The organism is Promicromonospora sp. NPDC050262, from assembly GCF_040655935.1.
GTDB lineage: Bacteria > Actinomycetota > Actinomycetes > Actinomycetales > Cellulomonadaceae > Promicromonospora.
This window is the reverse complement of the sequence record NZ_JBFAKX010000007.1, coordinates 256,669-274,921: the sequence shown is the minus strand read 5'-3', so window position 1 is coordinate 274,921 and position 18,253 is coordinate 256,669. Positions and strand designations below refer to the sequence as shown.

At 74.1% G+C, this 18,253-nt stretch carries 17 protein-coding genes; 6 read left to right on the top strand and 11 right to left on the bottom strand.

The features are described from left to right. Window positions 1-48: 48 nt before the first annotated feature. The 4 genes from AB0I29_RS13675 to AB0I29_RS13660 all read right to left on the bottom strand — a co-directional run bounded on the left by AB0I29_RS13675 (window position 49) and on the right by AB0I29_RS13660 (window position 4,822). The gene (locus tag AB0I29_RS13675) at window positions 49-909 is read right to left on the bottom strand and encodes a sugar phosphate isomerase/epimerase family protein (RefSeq protein WP_357482154.1); all 861 of its coding nucleotides are present in this window, start codon (window positions 907-909) and stop codon (window positions 49-51) included. Beyond that, entirely contained in the window at window positions 906-2,087 is a 1,182-nt protein-coding gene (locus tag AB0I29_RS13670) for a dihydrodipicolinate synthase family protein (protein WP_357482176.1), read from the bottom strand. Before AB0I29_RS13670 ends, AB0I29_RS13675 begins: the two co-directional genes overlap by 4 nt. A gap of 44 nt (window positions 2,088-2,131) precedes the next feature. Then, window positions 2,132-3,262, bottom strand: a complete 1,131-nt coding sequence (locus AB0I29_RS13665) for a Gfo/Idh/MocA family oxidoreductase (RefSeq protein WP_285107538.1) — start codon at window positions 3,260-3,262, stop codon at window positions 2,132-2,134. Window positions 3,263-3,604: 342 nt separating this feature from the next. After that, window positions 3,605-4,822 (bottom strand): LacI family DNA-binding transcriptional regulator, encoded by a 1,218-nt coding sequence (locus AB0I29_RS13660; RefSeq protein ID WP_357482152.1) that lies wholly within the window; start codon window positions 4,820-4,822, stop codon window positions 3,605-3,607. 146 nt (window positions 4,823-4,968) lie between these two features. Between AB0I29_RS13660 and AB0I29_RS13655 the strand changes: the two genes are divergently transcribed. Beyond that, the gene (locus AB0I29_RS13655) at window positions 4,969-6,216 is read left to right on the top strand and encodes an amidohydrolase (RefSeq protein ID WP_357482150.1); all 1,248 of its coding nucleotides are present in this window, start codon (window positions 4,969-4,971) and stop codon (window positions 6,214-6,216) included. 109 nt (window positions 6,217-6,325) lie between these two features. Here the strand turns inward: AB0I29_RS13655 and AB0I29_RS13650 are convergent, their stop codons facing one another. From AB0I29_RS13650 to AB0I29_RS13640, 3 genes are all read right to left on the bottom strand, one after another. Next, window positions 6,326-7,531 carry a glycosyltransferase gene (locus AB0I29_RS13650; protein WP_357482148.1) on the bottom strand — a complete coding sequence of 402 codons (1,206 nt, stop codon included), beginning with the start codon at window positions 7,529-7,531 and terminating at the stop codon, window positions 6,326-6,328. A gap of 70 nt (window positions 7,532-7,601) precedes the next feature. Further along, window positions 7,602-8,258: an ATP-binding protein gene (locus tag AB0I29_RS13645; protein WP_285107496.1), complete on the bottom strand. Its 657-nt coding sequence runs from the start codon at window positions 8,256-8,258 to the stop codon at window positions 7,602-7,604. A gap of 169 nt (window positions 8,259-8,427) precedes the next feature. After that, window positions 8,428-9,240: an AraC family transcriptional regulator gene (locus tag AB0I29_RS13640; protein ID WP_357482146.1), complete on the bottom strand. Its 813-nt coding sequence runs from the start codon at window positions 9,238-9,240 to the stop codon at window positions 8,428-8,430. A 50-nt stretch (window positions 9,241-9,290) separates the two neighbouring features. Between AB0I29_RS13640 and AB0I29_RS13635 the strand changes: the two genes are divergently transcribed. Then, the gene (locus AB0I29_RS13635) at window positions 9,291-9,704 is read left to right on the top strand and encodes a DUF2000 domain-containing protein (RefSeq protein WP_357482144.1); all 414 of its coding nucleotides are present in this window, start codon (window positions 9,291-9,293) and stop codon (window positions 9,702-9,704) included. A 41-nt stretch (window positions 9,705-9,745) separates the two neighbouring features. Here AB0I29_RS13635 and AB0I29_RS13630 read toward each other — a convergent pair whose 3' ends face one another. From AB0I29_RS13630 to AB0I29_RS13620, 3 genes are read right to left on the bottom strand one after another with little or no spacing between them, the layout of a single operon-like run. Further along, window positions 9,746-10,405, bottom strand: coding sequence for an LUD domain-containing protein (locus AB0I29_RS13630; RefSeq protein ID WP_357482142.1), 660 nt, complete (start codon window positions 10,403-10,405; stop codon window positions 9,746-9,748). After that, entirely contained in the window at window positions 10,402-11,919 is a 1,518-nt protein-coding gene (locus tag AB0I29_RS13625) for a LutB/LldF family L-lactate oxidation iron-sulfur protein (RefSeq protein WP_357482140.1), read from the bottom strand. Before AB0I29_RS13625 ends, AB0I29_RS13630 begins: the two co-directional genes overlap by 4 nt. Next, window positions 11,916-12,701, bottom strand: coding sequence for a (Fe-S)-binding protein (locus AB0I29_RS13620; RefSeq protein WP_357482138.1), 786 nt, complete (start codon window positions 12,699-12,701; stop codon window positions 11,916-11,918). The genes AB0I29_RS13625 and AB0I29_RS13620 overlap by 4 nt, the downstream gene beginning before the upstream one ends. A 71-nt stretch (window positions 12,702-12,772) precedes the next feature. Between AB0I29_RS13620 and AB0I29_RS13615 the strand changes: the two genes are divergently transcribed. Beyond that, window positions 12,773-13,471 carry an FCD domain-containing protein gene (locus AB0I29_RS13615; protein ID WP_357482136.1) on the top strand — a complete coding sequence of 233 codons (699 nt, stop codon included), beginning with the start codon at window positions 12,773-12,775 and terminating at the stop codon, window positions 13,469-13,471. A gap of 49 nt (window positions 13,472-13,520) precedes the next feature. Here AB0I29_RS13615 and AB0I29_RS13610 read toward each other — a convergent pair whose 3' ends face one another. Further along, complete coding sequence (locus AB0I29_RS13610; protein WP_357482134.1) at window positions 13,521-14,036, bottom strand: MarR family winged helix-turn-helix transcriptional regulator; 516 nt, start codon at window positions 14,034-14,036, stop codon at window positions 13,521-13,523. A 119-nt stretch (window positions 14,037-14,155) separates the two neighbouring features. Between AB0I29_RS13610 and AB0I29_RS13605 the strand changes: the two genes are divergently transcribed. The 3 genes from AB0I29_RS13605 to AB0I29_RS13595 all read left to right on the top strand — a co-directional run bounded on the left by AB0I29_RS13605 (window position 14,156) and on the right by AB0I29_RS13595 (window position 18,243). Then, window positions 14,156-16,465 (top strand): LLM class flavin-dependent oxidoreductase, encoded by a 2,310-nt coding sequence (locus AB0I29_RS13605; RefSeq protein ID WP_285107509.1) that lies wholly within the window; start codon window positions 14,156-14,158, stop codon window positions 16,463-16,465. A 124-nt stretch (window positions 16,466-16,589) separates the two neighbouring features. After that, on the top strand, window positions 16,590-17,204 hold the full coding sequence (locus AB0I29_RS13600; RefSeq protein ID WP_285107511.1) for a SprT-like domain-containing protein: 615 nt from the start codon (window positions 16,590-16,592) through the stop codon (window positions 17,202-17,204). 4 nt (window positions 17,205-17,208) lie between these two features. Continuing rightward, window positions 17,209-18,243, top strand: a complete 1,035-nt coding sequence (locus AB0I29_RS13595; protein ID WP_285107513.1) for a 3-oxoacyl-[acyl-carrier-protein] synthase III C-terminal domain-containing protein — start codon at window positions 17,209-17,211, stop codon at window positions 18,241-18,243. The last annotated feature ends 10 nt before the right edge of the window (window positions 18,244-18,253 follow it).

Here is an 18,253-nt window from a genome sequence, read left to right as displayed (position 1 = left end):
CGAACCCTCGGTCTGGCAGCAACCGCTGTGGTCAACGCCGTCAGCGGGTCAGAGGTGCGGGGCCACGTGCTGCTCGTAGCGGGCCAGGACCGTCTCCGCCGTCTTCGCCGTGGGCTCGGCCCAGATCTGCTCGTTGAAGATCTCGGTCTCGACGTCGCCCACGTACCCCGCGTCGCGCACCCAACCGGTGATCGTCGCGAAGTCGACGTACCCGTCGCCCACGTGCCCGCGCGAGTTCAGCGGCTCGGCCGCGAGCGGCAGGGCCCAGTCGCACACCTGGTACGACGCGATGCGGTCCTCCCGCCCGGCCCGCGCGATCGACGTGCGCAGCGCCGGGTCCCACCACACGTGATAGGTGTCCACGACCACGCCCACCTCGGACGCCGCGAACGGCGCCGCCAGGTCCAGGGCCTGCGCGAGCGTGGAGATCACGGCCCGGTCGGCGGCGAAGATCGGGTGCAGCGGCTCCAGCACGATCCGCACGCCGTGCTCGGCGGCGAACGGCACCAGGTCGGCGATCCGGTCGGCCACCCGGCCGCGCGTGGCCACCAGGTCGCGGTCCACGTCCGACGTCGGGGCACCGCCCGGCGTCGAGCCCACCAGCCCGCCGACCACGAAGACCAGCTCCGCGGTGCCGATCGTCGCGGCCTCCTCGATCGCCCGCCTGTTGTCGTCGAGCGCGGCGCGGATGCCGGCGTCGTCCACCGCGGTGAGGAAACCGCCGCGGCACAGGGACGACGCGCGGAGCCCGGCGTCGGCGATGATGCGCGCCGCCTGCGGCGCGCCGACGGCCTGGACCACGTCGCGCCACGGGCCGACGGCGCCGAAGCCGGCGTCCGCCGCCGCCTCGCACGCCTCGGCCAGCGAGGCGTGCTTGACGGTGGCCGTGTTCAGGGAGGCCCTGCTCATGCGGTCACCCCGTTCGTGGTCAGGAAGGCGCGCAGGCGTGCGGCGGCCAGGGGCGGGTCGAGCAGCATGCCGCAGCCGTCGGCCAGGCGGGCCAGCTCGACCAGGTGCCGCAGCGACCGGCCGGAGTGCAGGCCGCCCACCAGCGAGAACCCGGGCTGGAAACCGTTGAGCCAGGACAGGAACGCGATCCCGGTCTTGTAGTAGTACGTGGGCGCGGCGAAGATGTGCCGCCCCAGCGCCTCGGTCGAGGCCAGGATCTTGTGCCCGCGGTCGGCGTCCCCGGCGTCGAACGCCTGGAGCGCCGTGGAGGCGGCCGGGTAGATCGCCGCGAAGATGCCGAGCAGCGCGTCCGAGTGCCCCTGCTCGTCGCCCGCGATGAGCTCGGGGTAGTTGAAGTCGTCGCCGGTGTACAGGCGGGGCCGCACGCCGTCGTCCGACGCCGGGAGGGCCGCCAGCGCACGGCGCAGACCCACCTCGTGGGCGGCGTCGAGCAGCGAGACCTTGACGCCGTCGATCCGGGGCTGGTGCGCGCGGATCAGGTCGAGGAACGTCTTCGTGGCGTCGTCCACCGAGTCGGAGCCCCAGTAGCCCGCCAGCGCCGGGTCGAACATGGTGCCCAGCCAGTGCAGCACCACGGGCCGGTCGGCCTCGGCGAGCACGGCGTCGTAGACGCGGGCGTAGTCCTCGGGTCCGCGGGCGACCTGGGCCAGCGCGCGGGAGGCCATGACGATCACCTGCGCCCCGGCGTCCTGCACCACGCCCACCTGCTCGCGGTAGGCCTCGGTGACGACGGCGAGGCCGGCCTCACCCGGTTCGAGCGCCGCGACGACGGCGGGGTCGAGCTGGTCCGTGCCCGCGCCGCACGCGACGCGCGCGCCCACGGAGGCGGCCTCCGCCGCCGAGCGGCGGATGAGCTCCTGGGTCGCCGCCCAGTCGAGGCCCATGCCGCGCTGGGCGGTGTCCATGGCGTCGGCCACCCCGAGCCCGTGCTCCCAGATGCGGTGCCGGTAGGCGAGCGTCGCGTCCCAGTCGACGACGGCGGGTGCGCCCGGCACGTTCTCCGCCCCGACCCGCGGCACCACGTGGGCGGCCGCGAAGGCGATGCGGGACGTGATCGGGCCCGACGGCGTCGTCCACGGGCCGGGGGCGTTCAGCTCGACGGCGTCGGAACCGGTCACCCGGCCCTCGGCGTCGAACAGGGGGAGGACGACGGCGGCCCCGCTCACAGGGTGATCTCCGGGATGTCGATGCGGCGGCCCTCCGCCGACGACCTCAGGCCCAGCTCCGCGAGCTGCACGCCGCGCGCCGCCGACAGCAGGTCGTAGCGGTGCGGGCGCCCGGCCACGACGTCGCGCAGGAACTCCTCCCACTGCAGCTTGAAGCCGTTGTCGAGGTCGGCGTTGGCGGGGACGTCGAGCCACTGGTCGCGGAACGGCTCGGTGACCGGCAGGTCCGGGTTCCACACGGGCTTCGGGGTGTGCGCGCGGTGCTGGGCGCGGCACTCGCGCAGACCTGCGACGGCGGAGCCGTGCGTGCCGTCCACCTGGAACTCGACCAGCTCGTCGCGGAACACCCGCACGGCCCAGGACGAGTTGATCTGCGCCACGACGTCGTCGCCGCCCGGCGTGGTGACGTCGAAGATGCCGTACGCGGCGTCGTCGGCGGTCGCGGCGTACTCGCGGCCCTGCTCGTCCCAGCGGGTCGGGATGTGCGTGGCGGTCTTCGCGGTCACCGTCCTGACCTGCCCGAGGATGCCCTCCAGCACGTAGTTCCAGTGGCAGAACATGTCGGTGGTGATGCCGCCGCCGTCCTCGGTGCGGTAGTTCCACGACGGGCGCTGGGCGGGCTGCGAGTCGCCCTCGAACACCCAGTAGCCGAACTCGCCGCGCAGCGACAGGATGCGACCGAAGAAGCCCTCGTCCACCAGGCGGCGCAGCTTCACCAGGCCCGGCAGGTACAGCTTGTCGTGCACCACGCCGACGGTCACGCCCGTGGTGGCCTGCAGCCGGGCGAGCTCGATGGCCTCGGCGAGCGTCTCCGCCGTCGGCTTCTCGGTGAAGACGTGCTTGCCCTGCTTCATCGCCTTGGACAGCGTCGCGGGGCGCAGGTTGGTCATGGCGGCGTCGAACACGATGTCGGCGTCCGCGATGGCGGCGTCGACGTCGGTGGACCAGTGCTCGACGTCGTGCAGGGCCGCGAGCTCCTTGAGCTTGTCCGCGTTGCGGCCCACCAGCACGGGCTCGACCTGGACGCGCGAACCGTCGGGGAGCGTGACGCCGCCCTGGTCGCGGATCGGCAGGATCGAGCGCACGAGGTGCTGGCGGTAGCCCATGCGGCCGGTGACGCCGTTCATGGCGATGCGAAGTGTGGTCACGGGCGAGACTCCATCGTCGTGGGAATGCGCTTTCCAGCCGAGAATAGCGCACGTTTCCGGGGGAGTACATGGGCCGTCCGTGGTGAGCGGCGGTGCGGGAGCCTGCGCCGGGGGAACGCGGCGGGGGTGGCGGTGTGGTGCGTGGGGCGGCACGTGGCGGCCGCCGGCGTCGGCAGTTTGCCCTGCGGACTCGGCAGTCCGCCTGCCGGGTCGGCAGTTTGCCGTGCGGACTCGGCAGTCGGCATCGAGATCGGCACAGGCCTGTGCCGATCTCGATGCCAACTGCCGACCTCTTGCCCTGGTGTGGGTGAACTGCCGAGCTCAGGCGTCCGGCGTCGGTGTCCCAGCGGGCCTGCGCGGCGTCGAGTCGCGCAGGACCACCTCGCCGCGGACCGCGGTGCGCGTTCCCTCCGACCTGCCGAGCGCCAGGTCGGTCGCCAGCTCGCCGACCTCCGCGAGCGGGATCCGCACCGTCGTCAGCCCCGGGGAGACGTCGCGCAGGGTGTGGATGTCGTCGAACCCGGCCACGGCGACGTCCTCTGGGACACTCAGGCCCGCATCGCGGACGGCGGCCATCGCGCCGACCGCCATGACGTCGTTGACGGCGAAGACGAGCTCGGGCAGCCCGCCGGCGCGCTCGATCAGGCCGCGCATCGCGGAGTACCCGCCGTCGCGCGTGAACGGGCAGGCCAGGACGTCGTCGGGCGCGACGGGGCTGCCCAGCTCGGCCAGCGCGCCGGTGAAGCCGCTCGTCCGGTCCGCCGCCGTGCGGTGACCCGCGGGGCCCGCGAGCACGGCGAACCGGCGGTAGCCGTGGTCGTGCAGGGCGCGGGCGAGGTCGGCCGCGCCGTCCGCGTTCGCGATCTCGACCACGGGCAGCCCGCCGATCGCCTGGCCGATCAGCGCGACACCGCCGCCCGCCTCCTGGAACGCGTTCAGAGCGGCCTCCAGCGCGCCCGGGGCGGGTCCGGCACCGCCGTGTGCCGGCGCATCGCTGCTCGGCTCCGGCACACGGCCGTCGGACGCCGGTACGCCGCTGCCGCTCGGCACCGTCGCGCCGCCGTCCACCGTCGCGCCACGGTCCACCGTCGCGCCGCCGTCCGCCACCGCGCCGCCCTCCGCCGTCGGACCCTCCGCCGGCTCCAGCCTGCCGCCCGCCAGGATGATCGCGCGCGACCGCTGGCGCCGCGCGAGCTCGACGAAGGCGAGCTCGCGCTCGGAGCTGTGCTCCGTGGACGCGAGCGTGACGATCAGTCCGGCCTGTTCCGCCGCGCGCGCCACACCGGCGGCGATCGTGGAGAAGTACGGGTCGGCGATGTCGTGCACCACGAGCCCGAGCGCCGTGGTGCGGCCGCGGGCCATGGCCTGTGCGCTGGGGTCGGGCGAGTAGGCGAGGCGGCGCGCGGCCTCCAGGACGCGCTCGCGCAGGTCCTCGCGGACGCTGCGCGTGGCGCTGCCGTTGATCGCGCGCGACGCCGTGGCGAGCGAGACGCCGGCCTCGCGGGCGACCTGGCTCAGGGTGACGGGGGCGTCGGACATGAGGTCATCCTGCCGTGTCCGGCGCTCTCGTGGTCGCCGAGCGGACGGAGTGGGCGCGGCGAGAGTCCGTTGATCGGTAGGACGAACCCCGTCGTGCGCGACACCCGGGCCGCGCCTAGCGTGGGGACGGACGACGGAGGGCTGCCATGACCCCACATCAGGACGTCCCGTTCGACCCGACGCTCACGGACCTGTACCAGGACCTGCACCGACATCCCGAGCTCGGCTTCCAGGAGCATCGCACCGCGCGGATCGTCGCGGACCGGCTCACCGCCTCCGGGTTCGAGGTGACGACGGGCGTCGGCAAGACCGGCGTGGTCGGCGTCCTGCGGAACGGGTCCGGCCCGACGGCGCTGCTCCGCGCCGACATGGACGCCCTGCCGGTCCAGGAGGAGACCGGCCTGGACTATGCCAGCACCGCGACCGCGACGGACGAGGCCGGGAAGACGGTCCCGGTGGACCACGCCTGCGGGCACGACCTGCACACCACGTGCCTCCTGGGCGCCGCCGACGTGCTGGCGCACGCACGCGAGAGCTGGGCCGGCACTCTGCTCGTGGTGTTCCAGCCCGCGGAGGAGCTGGGCCAGGGCGCCCAGGCGCTGGTCGACGACGGCCTCTACGACCGCTTCCCGACCCCCGACGTCGTGCTCGGCCAGCACGTGGCGCCGCTGCCCGCGGGCAAGATCGCGGGACATCCCGGCGCGTCGTACGCGGGCTCCGACTCGCTCCGGGTCCGGCTCGCCGGGCGCGGCGCGCACGGCTCGATGCCCCAGGCGTCGGTCGACCCGATCGTGATGGCGGCGGAGACCGTGCTGCGCCTGCAGACGGTCGTGTCCCGCGAGATCCCGAGCACGGCCACCGCCGTGCTCACCGTGGGCTCGATCCACGCCGGCGACGCCGCCAACGTCATCCCCGGCGAGGCCGAGCTGCAGCTCAACATCCGTAGCTACGACGAGGCGGTGCGGCAGCGGATCCTCGACGCCGTCGAGCGCATCGTTCGGGGTGAGGCGATCACCGCCGGCGCGACCGAGGAGCCCGCGATCACCCCGATCGAGCGGTTCCCCGTGGTCGTCAACGACGACGCCGCGCTCGCCCGGACGTTCGCCGCCTTCGCCTCGTGGCTCGGCCCCGAGAACCTGCTCGATCCCGGCGCGGGGGCGGGGAGCGAGGACGTGGGCATCCTGGCGACGAGCGCAGGCGCGCCCCTCTCGTACTGGCTGCTCGGCGGCACCGACCCGGGCCTGTTCACGACCGGCGACATGAGCGACCCGGCGCTCCTGACCGTGCCGTCCAACCACTCGCCGCACTATGCGCCGGTGCCGCACCCGACCCTGGAGACCGGCGTGACGGCCCTGGTCACGGCCGCCCGCACCTGGCTGCCGGCCGCGGCGTAGTGCGCGTGATCGGCGGGACGTCAGGTGATCGGCACCCCGGGGTGCCGATCACCTGACGTCCTACCGATCACAAGGGCGGCGCCCGGACCTGGGCGACGCCCGGACCCGGCTAGACCCGCGCCATGCGTAAGCCCGCGTCGCGGTGGGTGCGCTCGATGATGCTCGAGTACCCGGCGATCATCCGGACGTGGCTGAACCGAGGCCGCACGGCGGTGCGCGCCGACTCCAGCTCCTCCCGGCGGGCGGCCGCCTCGATCCAGGTCGAGGCGATCTCGTCGGGGTCGAACGACGTCACGAACCCGATCCGCTCGACGATCGACGGCGCGTCGCCCACCGGCGTCGTGACCGGCACGGCGCCGCACATCGAGCCCTCGATGAGGCACAGCGGCGCGGCCTCGCCGAACGTCGACGTGAGCGCCACGACGTCGGCCGTCGCGTAGACCAGCTCCATGTCGTGCCGCACGCCCAGCAGGTCCAGGCGCTCGAGCAGGTCCGGGCGGTCGCCGAAGATCCGCTCCAGGTCGGCCGCCAGGTCGGGGTTGGCCGAGCTCATGCCGGCGCCGCACATCAGCACCCGCCCGTGGGGCTCCATCGCGAGGAACAGCCGGGCCGACCGGAGGAACAGCTCGGGGTTCTTCATCTCGTCGTACCGCGCGGCGTAGACCACCACGGTCGCGTCGGCCGGGATCCCGGCCGCGCCCCGCAGGGCGAGCCGGCGCGCGCCCTGGACCGGGCGGAACCGGGCGAGGTTGATGCCGTTGGGCACCACGCGCAGCAGCTCGGCGGGCACGCCCGCCTCCCGGTACGCGTCGCGCGTGGACTCCGCGCAGCAGACGACGGCGGCCAGCCGGCCGTGCTCCGCCGCGGTCAGCAGGTCGCCGAGGGCATCCCCCTGGTGCTCCGGGTCGGACCGGTGCAGGCAGGCGATGACGGGGCGCTGCGGGAACGCGTCCTGGTTCACGAGCCGGAGCGGCTGCTCCTTGAGCGACAGGATGACGTGCGAGCCCTCGGCCTGGTGGGCCGCGGCCCGGAGCTCGGCCTCGCTGAACACGCGCGGGTCGTGGTTCGCGTCGGTGCTCCGGCCCAGGGAGCCGATCCGGACGCCCGCGGCGCGCAGCGCGCGGTAGCGGGGGTCGTCCTCCATCCGCTGGAGGGTGGCCTCGCGCCGGACCTCGTGGTGCAGGCTCAGCACGGAATGCTGCTGACGACCGCCCTGATGCAGACCGGCGACCACCGTCGAGTGCAGGACACGAGCCCCGCCGCTGAAGAAGCCCTCGTAGAGCGAGAGCACACGCAAGCCGTTGCGCTGGATCACAGACACCACCTCCTGCGCCCAGGGTGAGCCTCACGGATGTGCATTACATGGCAATTCGGTTACACGAGGATTACGTATCCGAGGACTTCTGCACAAGGAGGTTTCGGATGTCCTTCTCGGCCTGAGCGGGTGATGTTTCGCGGCAGCCCAGCGCCACCCAGCGCTCGATCATGGCCGGCTCCGCCCGGAACAGCGAGGTGCCGCGGCGCACCAGGGTGCCGAGCGGCTTGCGCGCCTCCGCGACGTCGCGCAGGAACCGGAACCAGAAGGTGACCAGGCGCGGCCGCGACAGGCAGATCGCGTCCGCGAGCAGCCCCTCCGCGCGGCACTCCTCGACGAGCTGCGCCGCGAAGATCCCCTCGGCGAGGATCAGCGGCGAGTCGCCGATGTCGAGGCGGCGCATGCCCGTGCGGCGCGACGTCGGGATGTCGTAGACCGGCACCTCGGCGCGGCCCTCCGTGGCCAGCTCCTGCAGCGCGGCCAGGGCGCCCTTGCCGTCCCAGCTCGCCGGGCTGTCCCAGTCCACGCTGCCGTACCGCTGCGGCAGGCCGGGGTGGTCGATGTCGAGGTAGAAGTCGTCGAGCTGGACCACCGGCAGGCCGAGCCGCTGGGTGAGCGAGGTCTTGCCCGAACCGGACGGACCGGTCAGCAGCACCACCCGCGCGCGGGGGCGCCGGGCACCCGGGGGCAGTTCGAAGAGGGTGGGCTCGGGCACGGGGTCGGTCACGAGAGGCCATTCTCCCGTATCGGGTGCCCTGCCGCTGCGGCGCGCGGGGCGTGCCAGGCGTGACGCTCCTCCCTTTCGAGGCCCGACTTTCTTCGCTTTGAGGCGGTCGAAAGCGGAGAAAGTCGGGCCTCGAAGAGGAGGAGGGCCGCCCCTGCTGGGCCCGGCCCGGTCAGCCGCGCTGGTAGCGGCCCGGCGTCGTGCGCAGCAGACGGCGGAAGTGGCGGGTCAGGTGTGCCTGGTCGTGGAACCCCGTCGCGGCCGCGACGGACGCCGCCGGCTCGCCGGCCAGCAGTCGCCGTCGGGCCAGGTCCAGACGGCGTCCTACCAGGTACCGGTGGGGCGGCAGGCCCAGCTCCCGGGTGAACGCGCGCACCAGGTGCGGCACGGTGACGTCCAGCGCGGCGGCCACCTCGGCGAGCCGGACGGGCCGGGTGGGGTCGGCGTCGAGCAGGTCGCGGGCGCGCCGGGCGGTGGAGGCGGCGGGCGGCTCGCGCGGCGGCGTCGGACGGCCGGAGAGGTGCCAGGCCAGACCCTCGGTGACCAGCGCGAGCAGGCTCTCGGCCGCGACGTCCTCGCGGACGGTCAGCGCCCTGTCGAGGCCGGCGAACCGTGTGCGGAGCCTGTCGTCCGGGACCAGCGGGGCGTCGACCGCCCGGCCGACCAGGGCGCCGTCGAGCACCGTCGGCTCCAGGTAGACCACGCGCTTGCTGAAGCCCGCCGCGGTCACCGACCGCCCGTCGTGCACCACGCCGGGCGGCAGCACGGTCACCCCCGTGCGCCGCGCGGCGTGCTCGTGACCGTCCAGCCCGTAGCCGATGAGGCCGCTCTCGACGATCAGCACGGTCCAGGTGTCGTGGGTGTGCGCCGGGTAGGCGTGCTCGTGCCAGGCGGCGTGCAGCACCTCGGCGACGCCCGGGACCTCGGGCCGCCAGGCGCGCACCACGTCCGGGGCCGGACGGGCGGAGCGATCGAGCGGGGGCACATCAAGAACGTACAAGATCGGGGCCGCGGCCCGCCCGCACGCTGGGGGCCATGACCTTCGAACAGCCCAAGATCGTGATCGTCCTGCGGGACGACCTGCTCGCCTGGCAGGAGAACAACGTCACCGCCTTCCTGTCGAGCGCGGTGACCGCCGCCTACCCGGAGCTGGTCGGCGAGACCTACCGGGACGCCGACGGCCAGGAGTACCTCGCGATGCTCGGCACCCCGGTCATGGTCATGGTGGCCGACGGCGCCCGGCTGGCCACCTTCCGGGAGCGCGCCGCGACCCGGGGGCTGCGCATCGGCGTCTACACGGCCGACCTGTTCGCCACGGGGAACGACGTCGACAACCGGGCCGCCGTCGCGGGTGTCGCCACCGAGAAGCTCGACCTGGTCGGGATCGCGGTGGCCGGCGAGCGGCGCGTCGTGGACAAGGTGGTCAAGGGCGCGCGGCTGCACCCCTGAGCGGCCAGGGCCCGCACGCCGCCCGGTGCCGCCCGACGCCGTCAGGACACGAGCGCCACGTGCAGCGTGCGGGGCCCGTGCACGCCCTCGACCCGGTCGAGCTCGATGTCGCTCGTCGCGCTCGGCCCGCTGATCCAGGTCTGGGGCCGGCCGGGATCGGCGTCGAGCAGCCGCACGGCCTCCGGCACGGTCTGCACCACCTGGTCGGTCCGCACCACGCACACGTGCACGTCGGGGACCAGGGAGACCGCGCGCCGGCCCTGGTCGGGCTCGCCGTCCAGCACGATGGTGCCGGTCTCGGCCACGGCCACGCGTGCGGCCGTCACCACGGCGTCGATCCCGTCGAGCTCGGTCGCGGAGAGCGGCGCCTCCCGCGAGTCGGTCCGCACCTCGACGTCGGCCAACGCCCCGAGCCACGCGCCCTCGACCCCGGCCGGCACGACGACGGAGCTCGCGGGCACCTCGGCCAGCAGCCTCGCGAGCAGGGCCGGCAGTTCCGCCGCCGTGACCCGGTGCACGCGGGCCTTGTAGTCCTCCAGCCGGTCGACCAGCAGGTCCAGCACCTCCGCCGCCCCGGGGGCGTGGTCACCCAGGGACCGGTACTCCCGCGGGACCGCCGTCGAGACAGTCCCGGGCTCCGGCGTGGAGCTGCCCAGCGCCGTGCGGATGCGGGACAGGATCTCGGTCCTGGCGTCGCTCATCGGTCGTCCTCTCGCTCGGCCCACCAGTCGCGGAACGTCTGCCGCGGCGGCTCCATCAGGTCCCGCGACCGGGTCCAGAGCGAGCCGGGGAACGGCAGCCGCCGGATCACGCCGTGCCGGGAGATGGCCCGCAGTGCCCGTGGCAGCCGGGCGGCCCGGCGGAAGCGCGCGCCGTCGGCCATCGCGTACGACGCCGCCTTCATGGCCGCCTTCCAGACGCGGTCCGCGGCGTCCGGCGAGGAGCCGGCGAGCTCGACCTCGCGTGCCCGGAGCTCCACCAGGATCGACGGGATGTCGATCTTGACCGGGCAGACCTGGTAGCACGCCCCGCACAGCGTGGAGGCGTACGGCAGGTCCGACTTCTCGCCCGTGAGCTGCGGGGTGAGGATCGCGCCGATCGGGCCGGGGTAGACCGAGCCGTAGGCGTGCCCGCCCACCCGCTCGTAGACGGGGCAGACGTTGAGGCACGCCGAGCAGCGGATGCAGTGCAGGGCCGAGCGCCCGGCCTCGTCCGCGAGCACCTTGGTGCGGCCGTTGTCGAGCAGCACCAGGTGGAACTCCTGGGGGCCGTCGCCCGGCGTCACGCCCGTCCACAGGGAGGTGTACGGGTTCATCCGCTCGCCCGTCGAGGAGCGCGGCAGGAGCTGGAGGAACACCTCCAGGTCGCGATAGGTCGGCACCAGCTTCTCGATGCCCATCACGGTGATCAGCGTCTCGGGCAGCGTGAGGCACATGCGCCCGTTGCCCTCGGACTCCACCACGGCGAGCGTGCCGCTGTCCGCGACGGCGAAGTTGGCGCCGCTGATCGCGACCTTCGCCGAGAGGAACTTGCGCCGCAGGTGCGCCCGGGCCGCCATCGCGAGCTCGCGCGGCACGTCCGTCAGGTCCGGCGGGGCGTCGGCCATGCGCTCCAGGAAGATGTCGCGGATCTCGGTGCGGTTGCGGTGGATCGCGGGCACCAGGATGTGTGACGGCATGTCGTCGGCGAGCTGCACGATCAGCTCCGCCAGGTCGGTCTCGACCGCCGCGATGCCCTCCTCGGCCAGCGCCTCGTTCAGCCCGATCTCCTGGGTGGCCATGGACTTGACCTTGACCACCTCGTCGGCCTGCTTCTCCCGCACGATCCCGGCGACGATCCGGTTGGCCTCGGCGGCGTCCCGCGCCCAGTGCACGACGCCGCCGCGCGCGGTCACGTTGCGCTCCAAGGCCTCCAGGAGCTCGGGCAGGCGCGCCATGACGTCGGTCTTGATCGCCGAGCCGGCGTCGCGCAGGGCCTCCCAGTCCGGCACCTCCCCGACCACGCGCGCCCGCTTGGACCGGATGGTGGAGGTGGCGTTGCCCAGGTTGCGGCGCAGCTGCTCGTTCGCCAGCGCGGCCTTCGCGGCGTGCGGGAACGTCGCCCCCCAGTGCAACGGGTCCTCCGGGCGGCCCACGCCCCCGAGCGTGCCGGGCGCGGCGTCCGGGCTGGGACCGCGGCCGGCGCGCGTGGCGGGCATGCCGAGGAAGGTGCTCATCGGGCCACCTCCTGGCGGTCGCCGGGGTGCACCGGTGCCTCGCGGGTCGAGGCGAGGATCTCGGCGAGGTGCATGGGCCGCACGCCCGTGCCGCCACGCGAGAGGCCGCCGCCGATGTGCATCAGGCACGACCAGTCGCCGGCGGTGAGCACCTCGGCGCCCGTGCCGACCACGTCCGCCACCTTGTCGTCGAGCATCGCCGCCGACGTGTCGGCGTTCTTCAGCGAGAACGTGCCGCCGAACCCGCAGCAGCCCTCGGCCTGCTCCAGCGGCAGGAGCTCCAGACCCTCGACCGCCCGCAGCAGCCGTTCGGGCTTGTCACCGACGCCGAGCATCCGCAGCGAGTGGCACGTGGGGTGGTAGGTGACGCGGTGCGGGAACCAGGCGCCGACGTCGGTCACGCCGAGCACGTCGACCAGCAGCTCCGAGAGCTCGTAGGTGCGCTCGGAGACTGCCGTCGCGGTGCGCGCCTCGGACCGCAGCCCCGCGCGTTCCAGGACCATCTTCTGCTGGTGCCGGATCGAGCCGGTGCACGAGCCGGAGGGCACCACGACGGCGTCCCACTCGCCGTCCGCCACCGGGGCGAAGGTCCGCACGTGGTTCCGCACCACCGGCACGGCCTCGGCGAGGTAGCCGGTGTTCACGTGCATCTGGCCGCAGCACGCCTGCGCGGCCGGGAACACGACCTCGTGGCCCAGCCGCGCCAGGAGCGTGACGACGGCCTTCGGGGCCTGCGGGAACATCGCGTCGGCGATACAGGTGGCGGCCAGGGCGATACGCATGGGCACTCTCCTTCGAGGTCTGTCCTCACCTTAGCCCACTGTGGACAGACCACTGAAGTAGCATGGCGACCGTGCGAACCCACGAGCGCGTCCTGGCCCAGATCGAGGCGGGTCTCACCGCGGGCAAGTGGTCCATCGGCGAGCGGCTCCCGGCGGAGCGGGCGCTCGCGGAGGAGCTGGGTGTGTCCCGCCCTTCCGTGCGTGAGGCCATCCGGATCCTGGAGGCGATGGGCATCGTGCGCACCGCCGTCGGCTCCGGTCCCACCGCGGGTGCCACGGTGATCGACCGGCCCGCGGCCGGCCTGGGTGCGGCGGTGCGGCTGCACGTCGCCTCCGGCACCCTGCCCGTGTCCGACGTCGTCCGCACGCGCGTGCTGCTGGAGACCGGAGCGGTGCGCGACGCCGCCGAGGGGCGGTGGGACGACGACGCCCTGGAGCCCCTGCGCGGGCACCTCGCCGCGATGGCCGAACCCGGGCTCGGCGTGGCCGAGTTCCTGGAGCGCGACCAGGACCTGCACCTCGGGATCGCCCGGCTGGGCGGCAACCAGCTCGTCGAGGCGATCCTGAGCGGCATGCGGGCCGCCGTCGCCTCCTACGTGGCGGCCGGCGCCGAGGCGGTCGCGGACTGGCCGCGCACCGCGGCGCGCCTGTGCACGGAGCACGAGGGCATCGTCGACGCCGTCGTGCGGCACGACGCCGCCGAGGCGGAACGCCTCATGCGCGAGCACATCGAGGGCTTCTACCGCGAGACGGGCCTGGGCCAGGCGTGACGTCGTGTCAGACGCTCAGGTCACCAGGGTGACCTGAGCGCCTGACACGTCACCGGGCGTCCGGCACAGCCGCGCCCGGCCGGGTCGCCTGGACCACCGTGCGGCACGGGTCGTGGTCCGGGCCGGTGCCCGTGGCGGCCTGCTCCAGCAGCTGGCGGAGCACCGCGCGCTGCGCGGGCTCGAGCCCGGAGAGCAGCTCCTCCTCCGCCGCGGCCACGCGCGCGTCCATCGCGGCGAGCACCTCCAGCCCGTGGTCCGTCGCGACGATGCGGCGCGCGCGACGGTCGGCCGGGTCCTGCTGCCGCTCGACCAGTCCGCAACCCTCGAAGGCGTCGAGCAGGTAGGTCATGACCGTGCGGTCGATCCCGAGCGAGGCGGCGAGCGCGGCCTGGCTCGGCAGATCGCCGTGCACCACGGCCGTGAGCAGCTGGTAGCCGCGCGTGCCCTGGGGCAGGTCGTCGGCGGCGGCGTCGACCCGGGCGCTCCACTCGCGCAGGAGCGCGGCGAGCGACCAGCCGAACAGGGAGTGCTGGCCCGTGCGGGTCTCGGTGGGCGCGGTGCTCATGCCCCCATCCTAGGGGAATGTGCAGCGAACCAGAAGAGTTGTGAGTAATATCGTCTGCTAGACAGACGATCTGCCGCGAGGCGCGGCAGGCGCAGAGCGACACGAGGGACACCGCACGCATGACCGACTACGGGCACGACCTGCTCTTCGGCACCTTCATCACCCCGGCCAACGCGGACCCGCAGGTTCCCGTCCGGCTCGCCCAGCTCTCCGAGCAGCTGGGCCTGGACCTGGTCACGTTCCAGGACCACCCGTACCAGCCGTCGTTCCTGGACACCTGGACGCTCCTGTCGTGGGTGGCCGCGCAGACCGAGCGCATCCACCTCTCCGGGAACGTGCTCAACCTGGGCATGCGCCCGCCCGCCCACCTGGCGCGCGCCGCCGCGAGCCTCGACCTGCTCAGCGGCGGGCGCTTCGAGATGGGCGTGGGCACAGGCGGCTTCTGGGACGCCATGGTCGCGATGGGTGCCACGCGTCTGACGCCCGGCGAGGGCGTCACCGCCCTCGAGGAGGGCATCGAGATCATGCGCGGCATCTGGGACGCCGGGAACCGCACGCCGCTGCGCGTGCCCGGGCAGTTCCACCACGTCGACGGCGCCAAGCGCGGCCCGGCCCCCGCGCACGACATCCCCGTCTGGCTCGGGGCCTACAAGAAGCGGATGCTCCGGCTCACCGGTGCCAAGGCCGACGGCTGGCTGCCCTCGCTGCCCTACTTCAAGGAGGGCGACCTGGCGCGCGGCAACGCGACCATCGACGAGGCGGCCGAGGAGGCCGGGCGCTCGCCGAGCGAGATCCGCCGCCTGCTGAACCTCGGTGGTTCCATTGCCGACCGGTCCACCGGCCCGCTGCAGGGCCCGGCCGACCAGTGGGTCGAGGAGCTCACCCTCATGGCGCTGGAGGACGGCGTCAGCGGGTTCATCGCCATGGGCGACGACCCCGACCAGATCCGCGCGTTCGCGCAGGAGGTGGCGCCCGCCGTCCGCGAGGCCGTGGCGGCGGAGCGGCGCTCCGCCGGGACGACGCCGGCGGCGGCCCGCCGGGGCGCGACGGCGCTGGCCGCGCGCCGCACCGGCATCGACTACGACTCGCTCCCGCCGGAGCTCGCGGCGCACGCCGTGGAGCCCGGCGACCGGGAGTACGGCGCGGTGCGGCACAACTACCTCCGGTCCGGTGCCCCGGGCCTGGTGCTGCGGCCGCAGGGCGTCGACGAGGTCGCGTCCGGGCTGGCGTGGGTGCAGAAGCAGGACGTCGAGTTCGCCGTCCGCTCCGCGGGGCACGGCATCTCCGGCCGCTCCACGAACGACGGCGGCGTGGTGCTCAGCCTGAGCCGGATGCGCTCGGTCGAGGTGGTCGACGAGGCCACGCGCCGGGTGCGGATCGGCGCCGGGGCCACCTGGGGCGAGGTCGCGGAGATCCTGGCCCCGCGCGGCTGGGCCATCACGTCGGGCGACTACGGCGGCGTGGGCGTCGGCGGGCTCGGCACGACCGGGGGCATCGGCTTCCTGGGCCGGCTCCAGGGTCTGACCATCGACCACGTGGTTGCCGCGGAGGTCGTCACGGCCGACGGGCGCGTGCTGCACGCCTCGCGCGACGAGCACCCGGACCTGTTCTGGGCGCTGCGCGGGGCCGGCGGCAACATGGGCGTGGTCACCTGGCTGGAGGTCGAGGCCGGCGCAGTCGGCGACGTGGTCTTCTCCCAGATGACGCTGGACGCCTCCGACACGGCCGGCCTGCTGGAGCGCTGGGGCGCGACCGTCGAGGCGGCGCCGCGCGGGCTCACGTCGTTCATGATCCTGGGCGGCGGACGGCGCGGGCAGACGCCGATGGCGCAGCTCCTGACCGTGTTCGCGGCCGAGGGCGCCGACGCCGACCCGGACGAGGCGATCGCCCAGCTCGAGCTCCTGGCCGACGCCGGCCCGCTGCTCGGGCACCAGGCCCAGCTCCTGCCGTACTCGGGCGTGGTGCGCAAGGAGGACGCCCACCACTCCGGCGGCGGCGACCCGTCGGCGCGGTCCGGCCTGCTGACGCACCTGGACCAGGGCACCAGCCGGGCGATCGAGCGCCTGCTGGGCACCGGGGAGTCGTACTTCACGTCGATCCGGGCCACGGGCGGGGCGGGGAACGACGTCGCCCCGGACGCGACCGCCTACGCGCACCGGCACCAGAACTTCGCGCTCTCGGCCCTGGGCTCGAACCAGGACCGGCTCAACCAGGCGTGGGACACCGAGATCGGGTCCGTGATGGACGGCTCGTACCTGTCGTTCGACACCGACAGCCGGCCCGAGCGGCTGCTGGAGGCGTTCCCGGAGCCGACGTACACGCGGCTGCGGGAGGTGAAGGCGGTCTACGATCCCTCGAACGTCTTCCGGACGAACTTCCCGATCCCGCCGGCCGACCCGGCCGAGGTCACCTCGGGGAGCGATGCCTGACAGGTCCGCCTTGTGACGCTGGGTTGTGGATAACTTCACGTGCGTGTGGGTGAGAACCCGTAGGTTCGACGCGTCCGGGACGGCCGGACGCGTTCCACCGCTCACGACCACCGCAGGGGTACCCATGAACCTTGTCGCCGCCTCGCGCCTCGCGCGCGACCTGATGGACCAGCACGGGCTGAAGACCTGGACGTTCGAGTTCGACGACGCCGTCCGGCGCGCCGGGATGTGCAGCTACGGCAAACGGCGCATCAGCCTGTCCGCGCCGCTCACGCGCATCCACGACGAGCGGGAGGTGCGGGACACGATCCTGCACGAGGTGGCGCACGCGCTCGCGGGTCCCAAGGCGAAGCACGGCCCGGCGTGGCGCGAGGTGGCGGTGCGGATCGGGTGCTCGGGGCTGCGCTGCGTGGACCCGTCGGCGCCGTCGATCGACGGGCCGTGGGTGGGCACGTGCCCGGCCGGCCACCGGAGCACCCGGTTCCGGCGGCCGCCGGGCATCATGTCCTGCCGCTCGTGCGGTCCCCGGTTCGCCCTGGCCAACCTCATCGCGTGGACCTACAAGGGCCGCAACGCGGCCATGGGGGAGCGGTACGACTCCCAGCTGCGCGGGGCCTTCCGCGAGGTGGGCGAGGTGCCGGCCACCGGACCGGGCGCCGAGGAGCGCGTGGCGCGGGCGGCGCGGGAGCTCACTGCCGGGACCGTCATGGAGCCGTTCGACCTCGGCGCGCTACGTTGACCTCATGGCTACCGCTCTCACGCTCCCGTCCGGCGCCGCCGGCTCCCGCATCGTCGGCCTGGGGCACCACCAGCCACCGCAGACGCTGACGAACGACGACATCGCCCAGCGGGTCGAGACCAACGACGAGTGGATCCGGTCGCGCACCGGCATCGTCACGCGTCACGTGGCGGCCGACGACGTCACCGTCGCCGAGATGGCGACCGCCGCGGCGGAGCACGCGCTGGCCGACGCCGGCCTGACCGCGGACGCCGTGGACCTGGTGATCGTCGCGACGGCCACCAACGACGACCGGTCGCCGAACACGGCCGGCCGGGTGGCCTACGCGCTGCACACGGGCGTCCAGCCCGGCGCCTCCACGCCGGAGGGCGAGGAGGCGCCGGACCTGCGCAACGTGGTGGGCCCGGCGGCACTGGACCTCAACGTGGCGTGCTCTGGGTTCGCACACGGGGTCGGCGTGGCCGACCAGGCGATCCGTACGGGTTCCGCGCGCACGGCGCTGGTGATCGGCGCGGAGAAGCTCACCGCGTACACCGACTGGACCGACCGCTCGACGTGCATCCTCACGGCGGACGGCGCCGGGGCGGCGGTGCTGCAGGCGGCGGACGCACCCGCCGTCGGGCCCGTGGTGTGGGGCACCGAGCCGGAGCTCACGCCGGCGGTGCGCATCGAGGCGCCGGAGGTGAAGTTCCAGCAGGACGGCCGCTCGGTGTTCAAGTGGGCCATCACGCGCGCCGCGGACCGGGCGCGGGACGTCGTGGCGGCGTCCGGGCTGAGCCTCGACGACGTCGAGGTGCTCGTGGCGCACCAGGCGAACCTGCGGATCATCGAGCCGCTGGCCAAGGCGCTCGGCATGGAGGGCAAGGTGGTCGTCACGGACATCACCGAGTCGGGCAACACGTCGGCGGCGTCGATCCCCCTGGGGCTGTCCAAGTGGTGGCACGCGGGCAAGATCCCCGCGGGCGCGCCCGCGCTGCTGTTCGGGTTCGGCGGCGGGTTCGCCTGGGCGGGCCAGGTGGTGATCACGCCGGAGCGGTGACCCCGGTCGC

What these genes read in the sequence shown, in the direction of transcription:
- AB0I29_RS13675 (WP_357482154.1), bottom strand. Translation starts at nt 909, where the DNA reads ATGAGCAGGGCCTCCCTGAACACGGCCACCGTCAAGCACGCCTCGCTG.
- AB0I29_RS13665 (WP_285107538.1), bottom strand. Translation starts at nt 3,262, where the DNA reads ATGAACGGCGTCACCGGCCGCATGGGCTACCGCCAGCACCTCGTGCGC.
- AB0I29_RS13660 (WP_357482152.1), bottom strand. Translation starts at nt 4,822, where the DNA reads ATGTCCGACGCCCCCGTCACCCTGAGCCAGGTCGCCCGCGAGGCCGGC.
- AB0I29_RS13655 (WP_357482150.1), top strand. Translation starts at nt 4,969, where the DNA reads ATGACCCCACATCAGGACGTCCCGTTCGACCCGACGCTCACGGACCTG.
- AB0I29_RS13635 (WP_357482144.1), top strand. Translation starts at nt 9,291, where the DNA reads ATGACCTTCGAACAGCCCAAGATCGTGATCGTCCTGCGGGACGACCTG.
- AB0I29_RS13630 (WP_357482142.1), bottom strand. Translation starts at nt 10,405, where the DNA reads ATGAGCGACGCCAGGACCGAGATCCTGTCCCGCATCCGCACGGCGCTG.
- AB0I29_RS13625 (WP_357482140.1), bottom strand. Translation starts at nt 11,919, where the DNA reads ATGAGCACCTTCCTCGGCATGCCCGCCACGCGCGCCGGCCGCGGTCCC.
- AB0I29_RS13620 (WP_357482138.1), bottom strand. Translation starts at nt 12,701, where the DNA reads ATGCGTATCGCCCTGGCCGCCACCTGTATCGCCGACGCGATGTTCCCG.
- AB0I29_RS13610 (WP_357482134.1), bottom strand. Translation starts at nt 14,036, where the DNA reads ATGAGCACCGCGCCCACCGAGACCCGCACGGGCCAGCACTCCCTGTTC.
- AB0I29_RS13605 (WP_285107509.1), top strand. Translation starts at nt 14,156, where the DNA reads ATGACCGACTACGGGCACGACCTGCTCTTCGGCACCTTCATCACCCCG.
- AB0I29_RS13600 (WP_285107511.1), top strand. Translation starts at nt 16,590, where the DNA reads ATGAACCTTGTCGCCGCCTCGCGCCTCGCGCGCGACCTGATGGACCAG.
- AB0I29_RS13595 (WP_285107513.1), top strand. Translation starts at nt 17,209, where the DNA reads ATGGCTACCGCTCTCACGCTCCCGTCCGGCGCCGCCGGCTCCCGCATC.